Here is a 21,413-nt window from a genome sequence, read left to right as displayed (position 1 = left end):
TACTCTATGAAGGGTATCATACTAGCCGGTGGCACTGGCAGCAGACTCTACCCCCTGACCAAGTCTGTCAGCAAGCAACTACTGCCTGTCTATGACAAGCCGATGATCTACTATCCGCTCTCTACGCTCATGCTAGCCGGCATTCGCGAGATCATGATCATCAGCACGCCACAAGACCTGCCGAGCTTCGAGCGTCTCCTAGGCGATGGCTCCGCTTACGGCATTGAGCTGACTTACGCCGAGCAGCCTCGCCCCGAGGGCCTAGCGCAAGCCTTCATCATCGGACGGGAGTTCATTGGCTCAGACGACGTTTGTATGGTACTCGGTGACAACCTCTTTCACGGCTCTAGCTTTGCCACGCAGCTGGCGGCGGCTCGCGACAACGTCACCCAGCATCGCCTCGCCACTATCTTCGGCTATCCCGTCTCCGACCCGACACGCTATGGAGTCGTTTGCCTAGATGCTGCGGGCAAGCCTACATATATAGAGGAGAAGCCTAAGCACCCTAAGAGCAATCTAGCGGTCGTGGGCCTCTACTTCTACCCGAATGATGTGGTCCAAGTGGCGCAAAGCATCACTCCCTCGGAGCGTGGGGAGCTAGAGATCACAGCGGTCAATGATTACTACCTACAGCAGCAACAGCTCTCCGTCATCTCCCTCGGACGTGGCTTCGCATGGCTCGACACAGGCACTCATGAGGCGCTCATGGAGGCGACCAATTATGTCAGTGTCATCCAGAAGCGTCAGGGAATGGTGATCGCTTGCCTTGAGGAGATCGCTTTACGTCAGGGATGGATCACGATGGATCAGCTACAAGAGGCTGCCGAGCAGCAGCGAGGCAGCACTTACGGTCAGTACCTCGCCAGTATCAAAGCGTAGCGATAGCAAAAGAGCTTGTCTTAATCCTCTGCTTGTGCCGAGGAGAACCGAGTGAGGGGGCTGATGCCCCCTTTTTTCGTATCTTTGACTCGTCAATTAGACTACACGCCTAACAACTATGATGGACTCTATCAAGCAAATCTACAAGATCGGTCACGGACCGAGCAGTAGTCACACTATAGCTCCTATGCGAGCCTCTGAGATGTTTCTAACGCAGATCAAGGAGCTGCCTGTGGATCGTATCGAGGTGACTCTCTATGGGAGCCTCGCAGCCACCGGCAAGGGGCACATGACCGACCAAGCGATACTCTCGGTACTCAATCCCGTCCACCCAACGACCATCCTATGGGAACCTCGTGTGGAGCTCACATTCCACCCCAATGGGATGAAGTTTGCCGCCTTTGATAAGGAGGGAGAGGAGATCAAAGAATTCAAAGTCTACAGCATCGGCGGCGGTACGCTCGCCAACGAGACCTTCAATGAGCAGGTCACCACGCCTGTCTACGAGCTCTCGACGATGGCCGACATTATGGACTACCTAGACCAGCGCGGACTCTCTTACTGGGAGTACGTCGAGCGCTGCGAGGGTCCCGACATCTGGGACTACCTCGCCAAGGTCTGGGAAGTGATGAAGCAGAGTGTGCATGAAGGCTTGGCTGCTGAGGGTGTCCTCCCAGGAGGTCTGCGCCTGCGCCGCAAAGCGGCCGACACGCTGGTCAAGTCTCTGAGCTACAAGGATAGCGTCCGGACTCGTGGTATGGTCTACTCCTACGCCCTAGCCGTCAGTGAGCAAAACGCTGCCGGCGGACGTGTCGTCACGGCGCCTACCTGCGGTTCTTGTGGTGTGATGCCAGCGGTACTCCTCTACCTTCAGGAGACGCGCAGCTTCCGTGACGAGCGTATCCTACGTGCCTTAGCTACGGCGGGGCTCTTTGCCAATGTGGTACGTACGAACGCCTCTATCAGTGGCGCTGAGGTGGGTTGTCAGGGCGAGGTAGGTGTCGCTTGCGCTATGGCTGCTGCGGCTGCTAGTCAGCTCTTCGGCGGTACGCTGCACCAGATCGAGTATGCGGCCGAGATGGGCTTGGAGCATCACCTCGGGCTTACCTGCGATCCAGTCTGCGGACTGGTACAGATCCCCTGTATCGAGCGCAATGCCTTTGCGGCCAGTCGTGCGCTGGATGCGAATACTTATGCCAACTTCACCGATGGTCGTCACCGGGTCAGCTTTGACCAGGTGGTCGCAGCCATGCACCAGACGGGCAAGGATCTGCCGAGCCTCTACAAAGAGACGGCTGAGGGTGGACTAGCTATCCTCCACGAGAAGTATGGTGGCAAGATCCTCATCGAGGATTAAGACAGTTCACACCATGATCTTATGAATAAAGAGAAGCATACCGACCTGCGTACCCGTAGTATCTATCGGGTCACACTGGTGGGTGCTTTGATCAACGTAGCGCTCACACTCCTCAAGCTCATCGTGGGCTTCGTGGGGCATAGTGCTGCTTTGATTGCTGATGCTGTACACTCGCTCTCGGACTTCTGTACCGACATCATCGTGACGCTCTTTGTGGGCATCGCGGGCAAGCCTAGAGATACCAAGTATCGCTACGGATATGGCAAGTATGAGTCGATAGCTACGCTGATCATAGCCACCGTGCTGATGGGCATCGGCATCTCTATGTTGCTCAAGAGTGGAGAGACTATCTATCTCTTCTTTGCCTCTGGGGTTATCCCGCAGCGGCCTTCGCTCTGGGCGGCGATCATAGCTTTTATCTCTATCCTATCGAAGGAGTGGCTCTTTCGCTACACCAAGGGAGTCGCTGAGCGGGTGCATAGTAACACGGTGCTGGCGAATGCGTGGCACCATCGTACGGATGCTTACTCCTCTATCGCTGTCCTCGTGGGCGTCTTGGGGGCGGCCTTGCTGGGCAATCAGTGGGCGATCCTAGACCAAGTAGCCTGTGCAGGTGTCAGCCTTTTTATCGTCTGGGCCGGTGTGCAGCTTATCTCGACCCCTTGGCGTGAGCTCACCGAGCATAGCCTCTCTGAGGAGGAGCAGCAGACGATCCTAGAGATCATCGAGGCTGAGTACCCGGGGCACCATCCGCACAATCTCAATACTCGTAGCTTAGGCTCTGCCGTCGCTATCGAGGTGGACATCTACCTGCCTGACGATACGCCTGTTATCCTCGCTCACGAGCGGGCTACGCACATAGAGAACAAGCTCAAGGAGCACTACGGCGAGCGCACCCACGTAATAGTGCATGTGGAGCCGATGGCTATGATAAATACAGATCACGAATAGCCAAAAGGCTCCAACTAAAAGTCAATCCTCCCTTCTTATGAAAGCAACCATTCGAATCGTTAATGCGCACTTCTACTCCTATATAGGAGCTCTCCCTGAGGAGCAAGTGCTGGGCAATAGATACATCGTCAACCTCACCGCTACTTACGATGCGACCAAGGCGATCGCGAGCGATGATGTCGCTGATGCGGTGAGCTACGCTGATCTCTACGATGTGATAGCGGACAAGATAGGTCACTCACGGGACAACCTCCTGGAGTATGTCGCTGGGCAGATACTTACGGAGATCCTAGACAACTACAAGTTGGTCGACAGCTGCGAGATAACGATCCAAAAGGCGATCCCGCCTATCGCCGGTGTCATCGATGCCGCCAGTGTCACGCTCGCTGCTAGGCGTGATGATTAAGCGTAGCGGGCTACTTCTTTTGATCTTCTAGGCGACTCTGCAGTGCGTACATTTCGTCGCGTAGGCGTGCAGCCTCGACGAAGTTGAGCTCCTTGGCAGCAGCATACATCTGCTTGCGTACCTGCTCGATCAGGTCTGGGAGCTTGTCCTGAGTGAGGTACTCAGCGACAGGTGAGGCGACAGCTATCTCTTCCTCGACATAAGCTTCGGCTTGTGCCGAGGATTTTGTTGTTACGTAGCCCTCCTGCGAGAGCGCATTCGTTCGCTTGCTCACCACCTGCGTAGGGGTGATGTTATGCGCCTCGTTGTAGGCTATCTGCTTAGCACGGCGGCGGTTGGTCTCGTCGATGGTCGCCTGCATGCTGTCGGTGATGCTGTCTGCATAGAAGATAACCAGCCCATGCACGTTGCGGGCAGCACGTCCAGCCGTCTGGGTGAGCGATCGATGCGAGCGCAGGAAGCCCTCCTTGTCCGCATCAAGGATTGCTACGAGCGACACCTCAGGAAAGTCCAACCCCTCACGAAGCAGGTTGACACCGACCAAGACATCGTAAGCCCCCTCCCGCAGGCTGTCCATAATCTGGATGCGCTCTAGCGTGTCCACGTCGCTGTGTATGTAGGCGCACTTGATGCCCGCTCGTATGAGGTAGTCGCTCAGCTCCTCCGCCATGCGCTTCGTCAGGGTCGTGACGAGCGTCCGCTCGTTGCGCTCCGTGCGTATGACGATCTCCTCCATCAGATCGTCCACCTGATGCTCCGTGGGGCGGATCTCGATAGGCGGGTCTAGTAGTCCCGTAGGACGTATCACCTGCTCGACCACCACGCCCTCGCTCATGTTGAGCTCGTAGTCGGCTGGCGTGGCGCTGACGTAGATCACTTGGTTGGTCAGATTGACAAACTCCTCAAACTCCAGGGGCCTATTGTCCAAAGCCGCTGGCAGGCGAAAGCCATACTCCACCAAGGTGGTCTTGCGCGCCTTGTCTCCGCCATACATGGCGCGTATCTGCGGTATCGATACGTGGCTCTCGTCGATGACTAAGAGGTAGTCGTCGGGGAAGTAGTCCATCAAGCAGAAGGGTCGCTCGCCAGGCTTGCGACCATCGAAGTAGCGCGAGTAATTCTCAATGCCCGAGCAGTAGCCCACTGCCTTGATCATCTCCAGATCGTAGGAGACCCGCTCGTAGAGTCGCTTCGCCTCAAAGAGATGCCCCTCGCGCTCCAGCTCTGCCGTGCGGTCGGCCAGATCCTTTTTGATCTCCACGATAGCACGCTGCGTCTGCTCCTCCGTTGTCACAAAGAGGTTGGCGGGGTAGATGCGTAGACTATCCAGTGTCCCCTGGCTCTCAGCCGAGACCGGGTCGATGATGGTGATCCGATCAATCTCGTCATCCCACAGCTCGATGCGGTAAGCAACCCCCTCGAAGGACTCGATGGCGGGAAAGATGTCGATGGTATCTCCCTTGACCCGAAAGGAGCCACTCACGAAGTCCGCCTTGTTATTGACATAGTAAGACTCCGCCAGTCGTCGCATCAGTGCATCCCGCTCGATCTGCATGCCCACCTCCAGCTTGATGATCTTATTCTCAAAGTCATTCGGATTGGCCATACCGTAGATGCAGGAAACCGAGGCGACCACAATCACATCGCGACGACCCGAGAGGAGCGAGGCGGTAGCACGTAGTCGCAGCTTGTCCAGCTCCGCATTGATCGCCATGTCCTTCTCTATATAGGTATCCGTATTGATCAGATAAGCCTCGGGCTGGTAGTAGTCGTAGTAGGAGACGAAGTACTCTACCGCATTGTTGGGGAAGAACGCCTTGAACTCGCTGTACAGCTGAGCGGCCAACGTCTTGTTGTGGCTAATGACCAATGTCGGTCGCTCCACCTGCTGGATCACATTGGCGATCGTAAAGGTCTTGCCCGAGCCCGTCACACCGAGGAGCGTCTGATGAGGCAACCCATCACGCACTCCCTGCGAGAGCTGAGCAATAGCCTCCGGCTGGTCGCCCGTCGGCTTATACTTTGAGGTTAGTTGGAAGGACATGGCACCTGCTCCACTCTAATGCTGTCCGCGCTTCTGCTTGTTCTCTAGGTACTTACTATCGAGTGCCCAGGTGAGTCTAGGCTCTAGTGCGATAGCCTTGCGATACCACGTCTCAGCCTGCGTCTGCTCCCCGACACCTACGTAGCACTCGGCAATTTGGATCAGGAGACTTAAGTAAAGCCACGATCCCTTGCTCTTGCCCTGCGAAACCATCGCACGCTCAGCACGAAGAAAGTAGTCGATAGCTCCCCGCTTAGCATCACCCTTGAAGAAAGCTGGCGCAAAGTATTGTGCATTGCCTCGCTGGATCAGGCCGATAACGTTTTGCTGGTTCATCTTGATCGAGCGATTCATCAGACTAATGCTCTTATTGCCCACAAGCGGAGCACGTAGCCATGATATGCCGATGCGGTAAGTGTAGTAAGCCGATAGGTAGGCGGTCATCTCGGCGGTCTTGTAGTCACACTCTAGGAGGTAGTCTACGTGCGCTTTGTAACGCTTGAGGTACTGCTCCGCCTCATTGTTTCTGTCGCGTAGCATGCACTCAGCGATGTAGCCGTACTCATACTCGACCAGCTCGGCAATACGTGCATAGCTCTTGTTAGGCTCAGCGTGCATACGGTCTACGACCCGCTTCCAACTGTTGATGTCACGCTTTACATACGCCTCGTAGACCTGCTGCTGGTCTGCCGTCTGTGCCCAGCTACTTCTCACTCCCAAGAGGAGCACGAAGAGCAAAAGTCCCAATATCTGTCTCTGTCTCATACGATCTCTATTTGTCTAATTATCAACGAAAGCTATCCCACAGTGCGGAATAGCTGGAGAAAAGAACTCCCCGAAGAGCCGTCTCATCTCCTTCATATCTCCAAAGATACAAAACTCTAGCGAAGCCACAACGACCCACTAGACTCTTTAATCCCCGCAAATCTCACGTGTGGCGATGAGACGAGTAACGGCTGTACTACAACGGACGCACGACCGTGCGCTCGTTGTGCAAAGGTTACAGCGTCAAGTTATTATCCGTCACGGCAGGTTTGGGGACGGACGCCATCCGACTCGATACTATCCGAGCGTCCCTACACAGGGTTACTCGTCACGCTGTGATACACAGGGTTACTTGTCTCGTTGTTGTGCAATAAGACGAGTGCAGGTGACGGAGGAAGCGACCGCTTGCGGTCGGACGAATCATAGCCCCCAGTCGAAGGAGCAAAGCTCCGAACGACTGGGGGACATAGGTGCGTATAAGGGGGACGACCTCCCCTAGCGGGAGGTCGGACTGGAGCTGTAGATTCGTCTAGTCCGACCCACAAGGGGTCGATAAATCAGGTGAAGTCTAGCGTCCGTGGGTCGTTCGGAGCTTTGCCCCTCCGACCCACGGCTATGATTCGTCGGACCTCTTGCGAGGTCCTTCTGTGTGCGTCTGTCTATTATGCTGCTGGTATTACAGTATTTGATGGCTGGATTTGTCGTGTTGATGTGATTCGTGTAGGGGCGGACCTGCGTGTCCGCCCGCAGAATAGACTACGCTCAGGTGAGGACGGGCGGACACATAGGTCCGCCCCTACAAAGGGTTACACGTATCATCGCTATACGTCAAGTGCGTCCGTTGTCGACAAAGCAAGACGAGTAACCCGCTGTAGGGACGCTCGGTCTGAGCGTCCGTTGTATCAAAAGTTACAGCATCGTAGTTTTAACGACAACGGACGCACAGACCGTGCGTCCCTACAAAGGGTTACTCGTCTCATCGTTACTCGTTTCGCTTTGACTCAACGGACGCACAGACCGTGCGTCCCTACAAAGGGTTACTCGTCTCATCGTTACTCGTTTCGCTTTGACTCAATGGACGCACGACCATGAGTCCATACAAATACTGGTATTACAGCATTTGATGGCTGGATTTGTCGTGTTGATGTGATTCGTGTAGGGGCGGACCTGCGTGTCCGCCCGCAGAATAGACTACGCTCAGGTGAGGACGGGCGGACACATAGGTCCGCACCTACGGTGGAAGCCCCCACCCCGCTGAGCGGTTCACCCGAAGAGAAGTCGACCGAACTTCCGAAACGAGAAAAAACTTCGCATTTTACTTGCATATGAACTTAGAAAGCAAAGGGCTACACGTTTCCGATCCCCACGTGGAAATCTCCAAACCGCCACGTGGGGAAGAAACATTCTCCACGTGGAGACGAAACAAAACTTCGGAGGAATCAAATGAAACTTCGGAGGAAATGTTTCGCCCCCACGTAGGAAATAAAAAATAGCCACGTGGAGATTCGTGACTCTCCACGTGGCTATGCGATTGTGTCTGGGGTGCTTATTATTGGGGCTTCTTATAGCCTAGCTTCTCCTTGTACTGCTGTATGAGGGCTTTGTACTGTGGATTGTCTCGTAGGGCGGCGATGTCTGTGTCGTCCTCAATGTAGATGAGGTCTTTGTATCCCTTTTCGAGGGCGATGCGTAGGTTGTCCAGTGCTTGCTCCGTCTTACCCATTCGACCATAGACCCCTGAGATGCTGTAGTAGAGCTCGGCATTGTCGGGGGCCCCCTCGATACACTTAGCGATGGTTGCGAGGGCTTGCTCCTGCTCGCCTAGAGACTGGTAAGCATAAGCCATAGTCATGTCTGTCGCATCCTGCTCCTGTAGGATCTCGATCACCTTGCGATAGTCGGCCGTGGCGGCATCCTTGCGTCCCAGTGCTGTGTAGCGGTCTGCTCGCTTGATGTAAGCCCATAAGTAGGTGTCGCTTAGCTCGATGACCTTGGAGTAGTCATCGATGGCGCCCTGGAGGTCCTGGGACTTACTCTTGATCTGAGCACGCTGATAGTAACCATCAGGGTCATCAGGTACGAGCGAGAGATACTTATTCGACTCTGCGAGGGCTCTTCGTAGATTGTCATCCTCTGTGAGCATCTGCGCTTTGGTATAAATGTAGGTGTAGTCCGTAGGGTCTAGCGAGATAGCCTCATCGATATACTTGAGGGCAGAGCTGTAGTCGCCTATCCCCTGATAGGCAGTCGCTATAGAGCTGGCTACGACATCGTCTAGCTCTCTGCGCTCCGTAACCTTCTGGTAGTACTCCAGGGCACCCTTGTTGTCTCCGATATTTTGATGAGTCAAGCCTATGAGGAAGAGGTACTCTCCCGTTTTGTTCACGGACTCTACAGCCTTGAGCTTAGCTTCGAGAGTAGGCATCGCCTGATCTGCGATGACATTGAGTAGGGAATAGGTGTCTTGGTCTGCGAGGCTATTTGCAATGGTATAGATAATGTCATCCATCGCCTCATCGTAGTGCTCTAGCTTGACGTTGCTACCAGCTCTCAGATAGTAGAGAAAGCCTTCGTTAGGTTCGAGCTTGATAGCTTCATTTAGGTTCTGTATGGCATCCTCATACTTCTCTTGTAGTATCGCAAGCGTAGCCAATCCAGTATAGCCAGTTGCGTCTTTAGGAGCTAGCGAAATAAACTTACGCAGGTCCACCTCTGCGAGTTCGTACTGCTCCATATTCATATAGAGACCACCGCGCTTTAAGTATAGAGCAGGCGTGTCGGGAGCATCCTTGATAGCAGAGTGTAGGTCCATAAGCGCCTTGACAGCGTCCTCGAGGTCTGTATAGATATCTGAGCGTAGGCTGTAGACCATAGCTCTACGTGCGGGCTTCGCCCGTAGGAGGGTGATTGCCTTGGTGGCCGCCTCTAGCGCTTGCTCGGGCTTGCTCTGCATACGGTAGATGGTGGCGACGTAAGCCCAAGCGACACCATTGTTTGGCTCGCTCTGGAGTGCCTTCTGGACGTTCTCAAGGAATGCTGTCTGATTTTCAGGGCTAGGCATGATAGTCTCTAGGGCATCCTGGAGGTCGGGTGAGAATGTGTCAAAGGTTCGCTCCAAGGTGGGCATATCTTGCGTAGAGAGGTCTGTCGTGTCCTGTACCTGAGCGGACAGCGTAGTGGCTAAGCAGACGAGGCTTAGCAGTAGAGCCATGATTCGCTTCATCGTATTGAGTATGTTGTTATTTGTTGTCACAAATGTAGCTGTTTCTTTCGAAAGATGATCCTGTTGCTCTCTCCAAAAGGATCACAAGATGAGGTAGATGGCAACGGCAACGGGGAGGTGTCCCTCGATGGTGTAGCGGACACGGGAGTCATAGTCGTACCGCTTGTCGCCGCTGTAGATGCGAGGACCATCCCAGGTGGCTATGACTCGTGAGTCGTAGTCGTATCGCTTGTCGCCACTGTAGACGCGGGTGCCATCCCACGTGGCGATGACTCGTGAATTGTAGTCGTATCGCTTGTCCCCGCTGTAGAGGCGAGTGCCGTCCCAGGTGGCGATGACCTGTGAGTCGTAGTCGTACCGCTTGTCCCCGCTGTAGAGGCGGGTGCCGTCCCACGTGGCGATGACTCGTGAATTGTAGTCGTATCGCTTGTCCCCGCTGTAGAGGCGGGTGCCGTCCCACGTGGCGATGACCTGTGAGTCGTAGTCGTAGCGCTTATCTCCGCTATAGATATAGGTCTGAGCTGAGAGGGTGAGGAGGCTGCTGAGGAGTAGGGTGAGGAGTAAGAGGGTTCGTTTCATATTATTATGAAGTTAGTAATGTCTGAGTTCGTCTTTGTTAAAGCGAAAGACTGAGATCTGTATTGCCTCGTCTCCCTCGCTGAGTATAAACCACGGGTTATGCAGTGGGTTGGGATTGCGCACAAGGTGCTTCTCACGAGCGGGGGTATTGCCCTCGAGGCACATGATCGCCACTTTGCCAGATCTGCTCCGCGCTACATCGACTACCATAACGGCATGACCGTACTTGCGCCCTGGACGTGCCGGATAGACGAGCACATCGCCTGGCATCACATCTTGTATAGCACGGGGCTTGGTCTCCTGATAGAGCGAGAAGGTACTGCAAGCACCATAGACGCCTCGCATATAACGCTCGAAGGCACTACGAGACGCTCCGCCAGAGTAGCGCATCGTCTTGCCATGGACATTGCGAAAGCTGATCTCCTGGTAGCGTCCCTTCTGCCAAAGGTACTCAGCCCGCAGACGCATAGTCACATCGGCACACTGCTCATCGTTGCTGAGGATATCCTGGTCGATCACCGCTGTGGAGAGAAACTGCAAGCGCGCATCGCTCCCCGTGTATAGCTGCACCCTAGCACCGCGTGGCTTCAATGGTAGGGCGCGTAAATAAGCCGTGTAGCTCCCTGCGGGAGCCTCCACACGGCTGTAGCCTGCGGGTGTGGCTATGTCGCCAATAGTCTTAGCGCCCCACGGATTGCTCGTGCGCATAGAGCGCCATAGCCATACTCCGCAGAGCAGTATCACCAGAGCTGTAGCTCCGATGACCAATAGCGTTATCCTTTTTCGTCTCGTCATAAGGAGGGGCCTCTAATCGTTTTGTTTAGACTTTCGCTTATGGGAGGGTTTTTTGTCGGAGCGTTGCGTGGCGCGGTGTATCTGGTAGGCGTTGAGGAGGTTTTGCCAGATAGAGTAGGCGGCCATAGCGACGGAGGAGAGCGGGTTGAGGTAGCTCTGCGCTAGCCAGATGGCGATGGTTGAGTTTTTCTGTCCTAAGCTCTGTCCGAGGGTGATGCTCTCGCCGAGGACTCGCTTGCTGAGCCACTTGCCGAGGGCAAACTGAACGATGCAGGCGATCAGCCCCATGACGCCTAACAGGATCATCGTCGGGATCATCTCTCGTGGCTCCTCAGCAATGAAGTGTACCGTATTGGCCATAATGAGTGAGAGGCAGAGAAGCCAGACCCAGAAGCTGGCTGAGGGGATCTTAGTGAGTACCCGATAGACGGGCTTGACGCCGTAGCGGACGGCCCAAGCGACGAGTAGGGGCAGCGTGATGACGGGTAGCACGCGGTAGAAGATCTGTACAAAGGTGGCTCCGTAGTCCATTGCTCCACTGCCGAAGAAGCCTAGCAGGAGTGGTGCTAAGGCGATGACGCCCACGCTGGTGAGCAGGACGTAGGTGGTGCCTAGGGCGACATTGCCTCCGAGGAAGCCGATGACTACGGGCGATGCGGAGGCTGCGGGGCAGAAGAAGCAGATCATCAGTCCCTCAGCGAGAAGCGTACTCTCGGAGATGCCTGAGTAGCGCACCAGTAGGTAGCCGCCCACAGCTAGCACGATCTGTATGAGCTGTAGGAGGAAGTGGACGGGGCGTATGCGCAGGTCTCTAGGGGTGAGCTTGAGAAAGCTAAAGAAGAGCATCAGCATCAGCATATAGGGGATGGCGGGACTCAGCGTGGAGAGCGGGCGATAGCCCACGATGCCGATGAGTATGGAGAGGGGGAGACCATAGTCTTTTAGTCGGCGCATGAAGCGCCCTCGTAGGTCTGCTATGTTGTAGTGTCTTGTCATAGGGAAGTGGTATGATTGGCTAAGACCGCCTCGGCATTGCGTAGGAGGTCTTCGTAGGCGCATCGTCGCATCGAGGAGCCTATCGTTAAGGTTTCGTAGAGCTGTGGGGTAAAGCTGGCCAGCTGTTCATAAGTTAGCTGGGCAATGGCGGGGCGGATCATAAAGTCTTGCTCGTCGTGCGGTGCGCAGTGAGCATTGTGCGGACAAACAGCTTGGCAGACGTCACAGCCGAAGAGTCTATTGCCTAGACGCTCAGCGACACCCTCGGGCCACGCGCCCCGATGTTCGATCGTTAGGTAGCTTAGACAGCGATCAGCTAGAAAAGTGCCGTCTGCCTGCAAAGCTCCTCCGGGACAACTGTCGATACATCTCCGACAGCGACCACAGTAGCTACGATCTATCGCTGCACCGTACTCTAGCGGTAGGGATACGACGAGGAAGCCATAGATAAAGAATGTGCCTAGACGAGGTATGATCATCATCTTCGAGCGTCCCTGATAGGCTAGTCCGCTCTGCATGATCCAGTAACGCTCCAGTAGCGGAGCCGTGTCGCAGCAGACACGCCCCGTGGCTGTTTGATCGACCTCAGACTGAATGAATGCGAGGAGACGCTCGAGCTTTTTGCGCACCACCTTGTGGTAGTCGCGTCCGTAAGCGTAGTAAGCTACTTGGGGTGCTTCTAGTGGCTGCTTGACAGGCGGGTAATAGCTCTGCGCCACGACGATGATCGACTTAGCTTCGGGGAGTAACTTGCGTGGATCTGCGCGAACGTCATCGTAACGCTGTAGGTAGTCTAGCCCAGCGTAAGCATCTCCTGTGATGGTCTGCTGATAAGCCCGCCACACCTCTGGTGGAACCGCCTCGGCTGGGGCTAAGCCTACGGCACTCAAGCGTAGCTCATCGTGTGCATAGCGAACGATCAGCTCCGTAGGCGACAGCGACTGATGGGTCATCTCGCTCCAGAGGCATGTAGTGCCTCGGCACCCGCTTCAAGACGTTTGAGGTGGCAGACGAGGAGCTTGCCCTCATCGTCTCGTAGGTGCATACCATTGCCCAGACAGTACTTCCAGCTCTTGCAGTCGGCACAGGGACCAGTCTTAGCCCACGAGCGATCACGATAACTCTCGAAGCGCTCCTCCCACACCTGCCACAGGTCGTCGTGATGCACGTTGCCCTGCTTGTGGTCGAAGCGAATACTCGGGCAGGCGCTGATAGAGCCGTCGCATAGGATAGAGGCTATGTTTACGCCGGCACGACATTGGTAAAACTGCTGACGCGCACGCCCCTCGAAGGCTCCTAGATAGCCTTCACAGCCATACTGCGCCTCGATCTCTCCCGCTTCGTTCGTCTCGATGATAAACTGAATCATCTGGTAGTACTGACTGTCGGAGAGCTGGAGCTGCTTATTCTCCGCCGCACGCCCCACAGGGAAGATCGAGAAGAGTCGCCACCGCTTCACGCCTGCATCGATCAGTTGCTGACGAAAGGCGGGGAGCGTGTCAAAGTTCATCGGATTGACACAGGTCACCACGTCCCAGACCAAGTCTTCGGCCTGCGTGAGTAGCTGTATCGCCCGCCAAGCTCGTTCGTAGCTGAGCGGATGTCCTCGCAGAGCGTTGTGCGCCTCGGCAAAGCCATCTAGGCTCACCGTTGCTGTGTGTAGTCCGGCACGGCGCAAGCTATCCAAGCGCTGCGCATCGAGTAGCATCCCATTGGTCACGATGCCCCACGGGTAGCCACGACGGTAGAGGGCAAGCCCCGCCTCCTCGATGTCCTTCCGCACGAGCGCCTCGCCACCCGTGAAGATGACCAGTAGCTTGTTGGGATCGACGTGAGGTGTCAGCCCGTCAATGATCTGTATGAAGTCAGCGACCGACAGTTCGTCGACACCACTCTCCACGCGACAGTCGCTACCGCAGTGCCCGCAGTGCAGATTGCAGCGTAGCGTACACTCCCAGAAGAGTGTCGTCATCGGGTGTCGACGCACATTCTCCGCCTGCAAGATACGATGCAGATCGAGTGCGATGCGTTGCTTGAAGGCAGGACGTAGGAGCGTCTGCCCGATGGCTTTATGCTTGCTTAGTTTCATTGATGAGATCACAGTCTCTGACTTACTCCTGCTCCTTGGGCTCTACGATCTGCTTAGGCTCAAACATAGTGGTTGGCGTGCCATACATCACCATGCCCATGCCGTCTGGTCTAGGTCTAGGCTTGACGAGCGTAGTCGTATCGGGCTGCTCTGTCTTGTCGCCTTCGCTCGTCCTCTGCGTAGTGCGCGTCTTACAGCTGGAGAAGCCTAAGCAGCCAATCAGTGTAAGTAGCGTGCCAACGATGAGGTTGGAGAAGACGTTTGAGAGTGTTCGCTTCATAATATAATAAGAGTGACGGGTCAGTGATTTGTCCCGACTACTTACGCTTCACTTGGATCTCTATGTTCTTCTTTACCTTACCGTTGTTCCAGTGTCCAGAGCCTTTGCTGACGAAGTCGCTCTCCTTGACCTCTACGGTAACCTGCTTGTCTGTGACGACGCCATTCTTCTCACCATCGATGTCCTTGACCTCTAGGACTACCCCATGCTCCCCGCGGAAGCCCGTGTAGCTACCCTTTAGCTCAGCATTGCCCTGAGCATCGGTGAGCTCCTTCTTGTCTCCACGGCCATTGGGTAGGTCTACCTGAAGACCCTCGACAGGCTTAGCGTCCTGGTCCGTGACGCGTACCTTGAACTCATAATCAACTGTGGGCGTGCCGTACTCAGCCATTCCGCCTCCTAGGGACTCTGTGCAACTAGCGAATCCCAGCCAGCCCAGTAGGAGTGAGGCTCCTGCCGAGAGGAGCGAGCGTACGGATAGATAAACTCTTTTCATATTGTGGATAGCTTTGATACTACAGCAAATGTAATACAAAAAGATGAGACTGCCCCCAATTTTGCAAATTGTCACTCGTGCGATTTGCGGAGTCTGGGGCTGTCACGACTTCACTCGCACAGTAAGCAGTCCCCTTCACGAGGAGGGCTGGAGGCAATGGCATTAGCGACCATAAAAAAGGGGCTGTCAGTACGACAGCCCCTTCTCATTAACCTTAAAATCTAACACCATGAAAAACACAGTGCAAAGGTAAGACTTATTCTTCACATACGCAACACTCTATCGTAATCGAGATGAAACAATTTGAGACTGTTGCATAAAGGCGAATCGCTGTGTTGCTTTCGGGATTCGGCTTCGGTCACATACGGAGGTATGCTCCCTTCAGACCTCACCCTCAGCGCCTTGCGCTTCATCCTTTCTGCAAAGTCTAGACAATCTTGCTCGCAAGATTGTGAGACTGTTGACTTTGCAACAGTCTCAATTTTGTCATATCGGTCTGTGTAGAACTTGTCCAGTAGCAAAGTGAGAGCGAGTAACTCCGAGAGTTAGCCCCTCTAGAGTTACTCGCTCTCGCGGTTCGTATGCTGGCTACTTACAGAGTTGTGTCACTAGGTAAGACAGATCTCTGTAGAGCTGCTCGGGCTATTTACTTAGCACCCTCAGCGTGACGTATGATCACCTCGATGTGATGGTCTTGCTTGAGGAGATCCTGAGCGATCTTCTGGACGTCTGCAGGCGTGATAGCGTTGAGCGTCTTCTCGTAGTCAGTCTGGAAGTCACGACCATCGAAGAAGAAGTCGATCATGTGGCTGAGCCAGTAGCCGTTTTGCTTGAGATTCTCAGCATAGTCCTTCTTCATGTTGAGGATAGTTTTGTCAAACATCTCCTTGTCGGGACCATTCTTAGCCACCTTGTCGAGCTCTGCGTAGATGATCTTGTTGAGCTTGTCTACCTTCTCAGGATCTGTCTGGTAGAAGATCTGGAAGGTTGTCTCACCCTCAGGAGTGTCGCTGATAGATCCATCAGAGCTAACACCGTATGTACCACCCTCATCCTCACGAACGGTAGCCGTGTAGACCTGGTCCATGACAGCTCCGAGTACCTCCATAGCTAGCTCGTTGTGGAGCGTGTAGGGTAGCTTGCCAGTATAACTTGCTAAGACCATAGCCATAGGAGTAGCAAGCTCCTTCTTGAAGTCAATGCGTATAGATGCCTGACGTACTGCAGGTACGAGCTCCTTGCACATGTCGTGCTTACCGCCCTTGGTGGGTACAGAGGCTACATACTTCTCAAGGTAAGGAATCAGCTGCTCAGGAGTTACATTACCGATGAAGTATAGCTGTAGGTCACCGAGGTCAGCGATGCGCTCCTTCCAGATCTGCATCACACGGTCGTAGTTGACTGCCTCTATGTCAGCAACAGTAGCGCGTCGCATCTGAGGGTTGTTATCGTATAGCGCATAGATAAGAGAGTCCTGGAATGAAACCATAGGATTGGACTCCATATTCTTGATCTGCTCGATCGTATTGGTGCGCCAGTTGGCAAAGGCATCAGCATCCTGTCTAGGCTGTGTCATGCGGAGGTAGAGGAGCTGGAAGAAGGTCTCCATATCCTCAAGCGTAGAGATACCACTGAAGTAAGTCCTCGTGCCACCCATAGAGCCAGAAGCAGAGACGCTACGACCAGTGAGTGCCTTGGTGAGGGTAGGATTGTCAAACTTGCCTACACCACCTAGTGCGACGACGCTGCTGAGGTTCTTGAGGTTAGGTAGATCCTTAGCGTTCTTGAGATAAGCGTTTGTACCACCAGGAGCGACAGCTGTGAGTGAGATTTGATTCTTCTTGTAGTCAGTCGTCTTGAGGTAGACAACCATACCGTTGCTCAGGGTGAGGCGAGTCGTACCAAACTGTAGGTTGTCCTCACGCTTGGTGACCTTGCCAGCCTTGGGAGCCTTCTCCATCAGCTTCATATCAGAGACCGCGTCCTTGATAGGCTCTACGGGGAGCTTGCGGTACTCGTTGACCTTAGCCACTAGCTCAGCCTCGGTGGGTAGTACGAGTCCCTTCTTGTCGGGAGCCGTGAGCATAAGTACCATGTTCTTGTCCCCGATGAGAGACTGTACCATCTGGTTGACTACATCTAGAGGTATGTTTGCAGCAACCTGCTCCATCATGGCCTTCTCCATCTCGATGCCTGGGATGTATCCACCCGTGGTGAAGTAGTCCTTGTACTCGTTAGCGTAGGCGCTGTTCTTGCGTGTCTCACGCTCGTTATAGCTGTTTTCAAAAGCCTTGAGGAGGCCTGTGCGTGCACGCTCATACTCGCCCTGTGTAAAGCCGTACTGACGTACGCGCTCAACCTCAGCCATCAGAGCCTTGATCGCAATGTCTAGCTCGCCCTCACGTGCCGTAGCACTAAAGGTGAGAGCGTCCTTAGACTGAGCGAGGAAGTAGTTGCTCAGATAGCCGTTTGCGCTGATGAAAGCGGGGTTAGGCTTGTGCATGATGTCTGTAAAGCGCTCATCGAGGATGCGGTTTGTGATAGCGTATAGGTAGTTCTTCATGACACCAGCGATCGTGCGGGTCATCTCGACAGGCATAGCGTCTGTCTTGAACATAACCATAAACTCAGTGCTGGTAGCCTCCTTGTCCTTTTCGATAGCTACGAGAGGCTCATCATTGTCCTCTACGGGGAAGTAGACACGCTCCGCAGCATTGACTGGTGCGGGTATGTCGGCAAACATCTCTTTGATCTTCTTCTCCACATAGTCTACATCGACATCACCGACCACGATGATAGCCTGTAGGTCGGGGCGGTACCACTTGTGGTAGTAGTCACGTAGCTCGTTGTACTTAAAGCCGTTGACCACGCTCATCAGACCGATAGGCAAGCGGTGCCCGTAGCGGTTGTTGGGGTAGATCTTGGGGAGCGCCGTATTGAGCATACGCATCTGTGCATTGTCACGAGAGCGCCACTCCTCAGTGATGACGCCACGCTCCTTGTCTATCTCCTCATCAGCTAGTGTGACGAAGCCACTCCAGTCGTGTAGGATAAGTAGGCAGCTATCGATGAAGCCCTTGCGCTCTGTAGGAGCCTCCATAAGGGTGTAGACCGTCTCATCGATACCCGTGTAGGCGTTGAGGTTGTAGCCGAAGCGCATACCGTTTGACTCGAGGTAGCTGATAAGCGTCTTGTCGGGGAAGTTCTTCGTTCCGTTGAAGCACATGTGCTCTAGGAAGTGAGCCAGACCACGCTGATTCTCCTCCTCGAGGATAGAACCGACGCGCTGTGCGATGTAAAACTCAGCACGATCCTTCGGCTGCTCATTGTGACGGATGAAGTAGGTCAGCCCATTTTCGAGCTTGCCCGTACGGACTTGTGGGTCTATGGGTAGTGGTTGACTCATATCCTGAGCAAAGGCTACACGAGGTAGCATCAGGGTCAGGAGAACCACAGTCATAGACAGCATTCGCTTTAGATTCATATCTAGTTGTCTAAAAGTTATTGATGTATTACTAGTTGTCAGTTCAAAAAGCGTGAGTGTAGTACGATAAAGACGCACTGTCATATAGACGAGTAAGAACCCGCATATGTTGCAAGAGGTCATCACTTGGATCTAGCACATGCACCCAGATGCAAAGATACTCACTTTTTGCAAATACCATAGAGAAGAAAAGTCTCAGAGTACGATAGTCTTAAGAAAAAGAAGAGAGGACATCTATATCTAGATGCCCTCTCTATAGGAATTACGTAGTGTAAGAAGATGACTAGAAGCGGTAGCCCACGGATATAGCGGGGTAGACGTATACGTCTTCAGCTCCGTCACCCTTTACCAGATTGCGGCCTACACGCATACTGATCTCACCACTCCAATTGCTGCGAGAGACCAGCTTCCAGCCACCGCCGAAGCCGATGCCCCAAGAGACGCCTTGCTTCGTCTCTGTCATCTGCCCATTGCTGTAATCTTGGTAGTTGTTTCGAGTATACCGATGGTAGTTGATCGCTGTATTTGCCTCGATAAAGAAGCCTGAGTTAAGTCTTGTGGCAGCGAGTCTCTTGCCGCCAAAGTACCAGCGTGCGTAGGGCATCACACCAAAAGTGGGAAAAACCGAAGTCTCATAATCTCTCGTATGAGCAAAGGAGACATTGATGGTAGCTCCGAAGCCTAGATCTTTTACCTTCGTCGTGGAGCGCTCGTACTCGAGTGCGATAGCCTTGAAGGCTACGGGTGCTAAGAGGTTAAGGCGTACCTCGTTGAGCGTACGTGGTAGTGGAGCCTCTGGCTCACCTTGTACGACGACCACCTGTGCTGGCAAACTGTATCCAGCGGCGAGGATGAGGACGCAGAGTGTGAGTGCTTGTCTGAGTAGTTTGTTCATAATAAACACTGAATATGTGATAGGTTATACTTGCTTGTGAGGTCAAAGGTAGTAATTTGTTTTCAAATAGTCGCTCTCCTTCGATCGCTCCGATTGCGTCTAACTAGCGATTCCTACGTAGGAATTTTCAAATAGCCACGTGGAAAAGAAAAAATCCCCACGTAGGAACGAAATAAAACTTCGGAGGAATCAAATGAAACTTCGGAGGAATCGTTTCGTCTCCACGTGGAGAATAAAAAATCTCCACTGAGGAATTTAGAATTTTCCACGTGGAGATCGCGAATACTTTGCTGAGGACACCTTGCCCGCTCGAACTAAATCACAATACTGGTCACCATATTAGGACCTGAATTCGCTGTACTATTGTATCTTTGTATTGTAATGATTAACTCTATGATGCTATGAAACAACAAGACTCCACTACGGCAAAGCAAGGAGCTACTAAGAGCTACTCCTGGCTGATCTATCTGATCGCATGGCTGGTCATCGTGCTAATCCAGTCGGTACTGGTCGGGCAGAGCGTCACGACGGCGGCAAACTTTTGGGAGGCTCCCTCCTACTACCTCTCTACTTGGCTGCTCGACATCTTTCTGATCCTAATCTTCTACCTCAACTACTACTATGTAGCTGGTCACATGATGCGTCGTCGTCACTTCGGTGGCTATGTGGCCTTTGTGCTGATCGTGGCGGTGGTCGCACTCTTTATGCCGATCCTCTGCAAGGCACTCTTCGGGTGGCGTACGCCTACGCATGATCTGCCTTTTGTCACTATCTCCTGGTCGGGTGCTATCGGGGCGGTTACGGTCATCACGATCGGACTGGCGGTGCGTGCACTCCTAGAGTGGCTCAAGCTCAATAAGCTCTCCACCGAGCAGCGTGAGGAGCTGATCAAGCTACGCAATGAGGTGACCTCCCTCAAGATGCAAGCAAAGAGCGATACGGTCAAGCCAACCACCATGGCGACGCCTACAACGGCTGAACTACCCACCCAAGAGGCAAAGCCTATCGCTCCGGCTCAGCTTGACTAAGCTGACAGGATGCGAATGATCGTGAGCCCATCACGAAGCGGCAGGAGGAGCTGCTCTACGTTGCTGTCCTGAGCTACCAGTTCGTTGAAGTGCTGGATCCCCTCGAGCTGCAGGTCGTGGTGGTTTGTTGGGGCGGTTACTTTACCGTCCCAAAGGGTATTGTCCGCAAGGATAATCGCCCCGGGGCGTAGTTGCTTGCGCAGTAGCTGGTAGTAGTCAGGGTACTGACGTTTGTTCGCATCAATGTAGACGAGGTCGTACTGGTGCTGCGCTAGTAGTGCCGGCATCCGCTCTAGAGCTTGACCATGGTGTATGTGAATGCGCTCGGAACACCCGCTACGCGCTACAAAAGGGGTGAGGAAGTGGATCATCTCGGCATCGCACTCGATGGAGTCGATCTCACCACCTACAGGCTCGAGCGCCATCGCCATCGCTATCGTTGAGTAGCCACTATAAGCGCCCAGCTCTAGGACACGCTGGGCACCACTGAGCTTAATGAGCATCGAGAGTAGCCCTGCCTGTGTAGCACCACACACCATCCTCGGCTGTAAGAGCCGCACATAGGCGGTGCGGAGCAATTCGTCTAGTAAGGGGTGCCCGAAGGAGCTATGCTGCTGGGCATAAAGCTCTAGCTCTGCGTCCATACTCTATAATGTGTCAACGGCTCAGCTGAATGGCTGCCCGTACGGCTAAGTCGTAGCTAGCAACACCAAAGCCGGCGATGCTACCACGGCAGTAGGGTGCTATGAGTGAGGTGTGGCGGTAAGACTCACGAGCTACTGGCTGGGAGATGTGCACCTCGATGACTGGTAGTGCGATGGCGCGTATCGTGTCGGCTAGAGCTACGGAGGTGTGCGTGTAGCCCCCCGCATTGAGTATGACCGCCTGATAGCCTAGCTCCTGAGCCATGTAGAGGTACTCGATGAGTGCGCCCTCGTAGTGCGAGTAGCGGATGGCGATGGTTGCCTCGGTGGTGTCACGAGCGAGCTGCTCCAAGTAGGGGACTAGAGGTGTCGAACCGTAGATCTCAGCTTCGCGCTGCCCCACGTTGACTAGGTTAGGTCCATTGAGTATGAGTATGGCTGGCTGCGCTGGGGTCGGAGTAGAGAGGGGTTCGATCAAACTATTTGTAGACATAGTGAACTT

At 54.0% G+C, this 21,413-nt stretch carries 19 protein-coding genes; 5 read left to right on the top strand and 14 right to left on the bottom strand.

Annotated features, from left to right (window positions below; all coding sequences use genetic code 11):
* Nucleotides 1-6 precede the first annotated feature (6 nt).
* The 4 genes from rfbA (at nucleotide 7) to folB (ending at nucleotide 3,593) form a co-directional block, all read left to right on the top strand.
* On the top strand, nucleotides 7-879 hold the full coding sequence (gene rfbA, locus PORAS_RS00290) for a glucose-1-phosphate thymidylyltransferase RfbA (RefSeq protein ID WP_013759739.1): 873 nt from the start codon (nucleotides 7-9) through the stop codon (nucleotides 877-879).
* Nucleotides 880-1,000: 121 nt separating this feature from the next.
* A complete protein-coding gene (locus PORAS_RS00285; protein ID WP_004331805.1) occupies nucleotides 1,001-2,236 on the top strand; it encodes an L-serine ammonia-lyase in 1,236 nt (411 codons plus the stop codon).
* A gap of 21 nt (nucleotides 2,237-2,257) precedes the next feature.
* Entirely contained in the window at nucleotides 2,258-3,187 is a 930-nt protein-coding gene (locus PORAS_RS00280) for a cation diffusion facilitator family transporter (RefSeq protein ID WP_013759737.1), read from the top strand.
* A gap of 37 nt (nucleotides 3,188-3,224) precedes the next feature.
* Nucleotides 3,225-3,593, top strand: coding sequence for a dihydroneopterin aldolase (gene folB, locus PORAS_RS00275; RefSeq protein WP_013759736.1), 369 nt, complete (start codon nucleotides 3,225-3,227; stop codon nucleotides 3,591-3,593).
* A 10-nt stretch (nucleotides 3,594-3,603) separates the two neighbouring features.
* On the opposite strand, the gene uvrB is transcribed toward folB, so the two are convergent.
* The 12 genes from uvrB to PORAS_RS00215 all read right to left on the bottom strand — a co-directional run bounded on the left by uvrB (nucleotide 3,604) and on the right by PORAS_RS00215 (nucleotide 19,239).
* Nucleotides 3,604-5,637, bottom strand: a complete 2,034-nt coding sequence (uvrB, locus tag PORAS_RS00270; RefSeq protein ID WP_013759735.1) for an excinuclease ABC subunit UvrB — start codon at nucleotides 5,635-5,637, stop codon at nucleotides 3,604-3,606.
* 15 nt (nucleotides 5,638-5,652) lie between these two features.
* The gene (locus PORAS_RS00265) at nucleotides 5,653-6,402 is read right to left on the bottom strand and encodes a hypothetical protein (protein WP_013759734.1); all 750 of its coding nucleotides are present in this window, start codon (nucleotides 6,400-6,402) and stop codon (nucleotides 5,653-5,655) included.
* Between the two features lie 1,549 nt (nucleotides 6,403-7,951).
* Nucleotides 7,952-9,655, bottom strand: a complete 1,704-nt coding sequence (locus PORAS_RS00260) for a tetratricopeptide repeat protein (protein WP_155811450.1) — start codon at nucleotides 9,653-9,655, stop codon at nucleotides 7,952-7,954.
* 51 nt (nucleotides 9,656-9,706) lie between these two features.
* Nucleotides 9,707-10,204, bottom strand: a complete 498-nt coding sequence (locus PORAS_RS00255; protein ID WP_004331792.1) for a hypothetical protein — start codon at nucleotides 10,202-10,204, stop codon at nucleotides 9,707-9,709.
* A gap of 12 nt (nucleotides 10,205-10,216) precedes the next feature.
* The gene (locus PORAS_RS00250; protein ID WP_013759732.1) at nucleotides 10,217-10,999 is read right to left on the bottom strand and encodes a DUF4846 domain-containing protein; all 783 of its coding nucleotides are present in this window, start codon (nucleotides 10,997-10,999) and stop codon (nucleotides 10,217-10,219) included.
* Nucleotides 11,000-11,011: 12 nt separating this feature from the next.
* A complete protein-coding gene (locus tag PORAS_RS00245) occupies nucleotides 11,012-11,995 on the bottom strand; it encodes a bile acid:sodium symporter family protein (RefSeq protein WP_013759731.1) in 984 nt (327 codons plus the stop codon).
* Entirely contained in the window at nucleotides 11,992-12,948 is a 957-nt protein-coding gene (queG, locus tag PORAS_RS00240) for a tRNA epoxyqueuosine(34) reductase QueG (RefSeq protein ID WP_013759730.1), read from the bottom strand. The genes PORAS_RS00245 and queG overlap by 4 nt, the downstream gene beginning before the upstream one ends.
* A complete protein-coding gene (locus PORAS_RS00235; RefSeq protein ID WP_013759729.1) occupies nucleotides 12,945-14,084 on the bottom strand; it encodes a TIGR04133 family radical SAM/SPASM protein in 1,140 nt (379 codons plus the stop codon). The genes queG and PORAS_RS00235 overlap by 4 nt, the downstream gene beginning before the upstream one ends.
* A 22-nt stretch (nucleotides 14,085-14,106) precedes the next feature.
* Nucleotides 14,107-14,364, bottom strand: coding sequence for a hypothetical protein (locus PORAS_RS00230; protein ID WP_013759728.1), 258 nt, complete (start codon nucleotides 14,362-14,364; stop codon nucleotides 14,107-14,109).
* Between the two features lie 37 nt (nucleotides 14,365-14,401).
* Nucleotides 14,402-14,860, bottom strand: coding sequence for a radical SAM-associated putative lipoprotein (locus PORAS_RS00225; RefSeq protein WP_004331796.1), 459 nt, complete (start codon nucleotides 14,858-14,860; stop codon nucleotides 14,402-14,404).
* 646 nt (nucleotides 14,861-15,506) lie between these two features.
* Entirely contained in the window at nucleotides 15,507-18,344 is a 2,838-nt protein-coding gene (locus tag PORAS_RS00220; protein WP_013759727.1) for a M16 family metallopeptidase, read from the bottom strand.
* Nucleotides 18,345-18,627: 283 nt separating this feature from the next.
* Nucleotides 18,628-19,239: a hypothetical protein gene (locus PORAS_RS00215; RefSeq protein ID WP_013759726.1), complete on the bottom strand. Its 612-nt coding sequence runs from the start codon at nucleotides 19,237-19,239 to the stop codon at nucleotides 18,628-18,630.
* Between the two features lie 401 nt (nucleotides 19,240-19,640).
* Between PORAS_RS00215 and PORAS_RS00210 the strand changes: the two genes are divergently transcribed.
* Nucleotides 19,641-20,267, top strand: a complete 627-nt coding sequence (locus PORAS_RS00210) for a hypothetical protein (protein ID WP_013759725.1) — start codon at nucleotides 19,641-19,643, stop codon at nucleotides 20,265-20,267.
* Here PORAS_RS00210 and PORAS_RS00205 read toward each other — a convergent pair.
* Complete coding sequence (locus PORAS_RS00205) at nucleotides 20,264-20,911, bottom strand: O-methyltransferase (protein ID WP_013759724.1); 648 nt, start codon at nucleotides 20,909-20,911, stop codon at nucleotides 20,264-20,266. The genes PORAS_RS00210 and PORAS_RS00205 overlap by 4 nt on opposite strands.
* Nucleotides 20,912-20,924: 13 nt before the next feature.
* Nucleotides 20,925-21,404 (bottom strand): type II 3-dehydroquinate dehydratase, encoded by a 480-nt coding sequence (locus tag PORAS_RS00200; protein WP_013759723.1) that lies wholly within the window; start codon nucleotides 21,402-21,404, stop codon nucleotides 20,925-20,927.
* Between the last annotated feature and the right edge of the window lie 9 nt (nucleotides 21,405-21,413).

The organism is Porphyromonas asaccharolytica DSM 20707 (assembly GCF_000212375.1).
Lineage (GTDB): Bacteria > Bacteroidota > Bacteroidia > Bacteroidales > Porphyromonadaceae > Porphyromonas > Porphyromonas asaccharolytica.
This window is presented reverse-complemented; position numbering and strand designations above follow the sequence as displayed.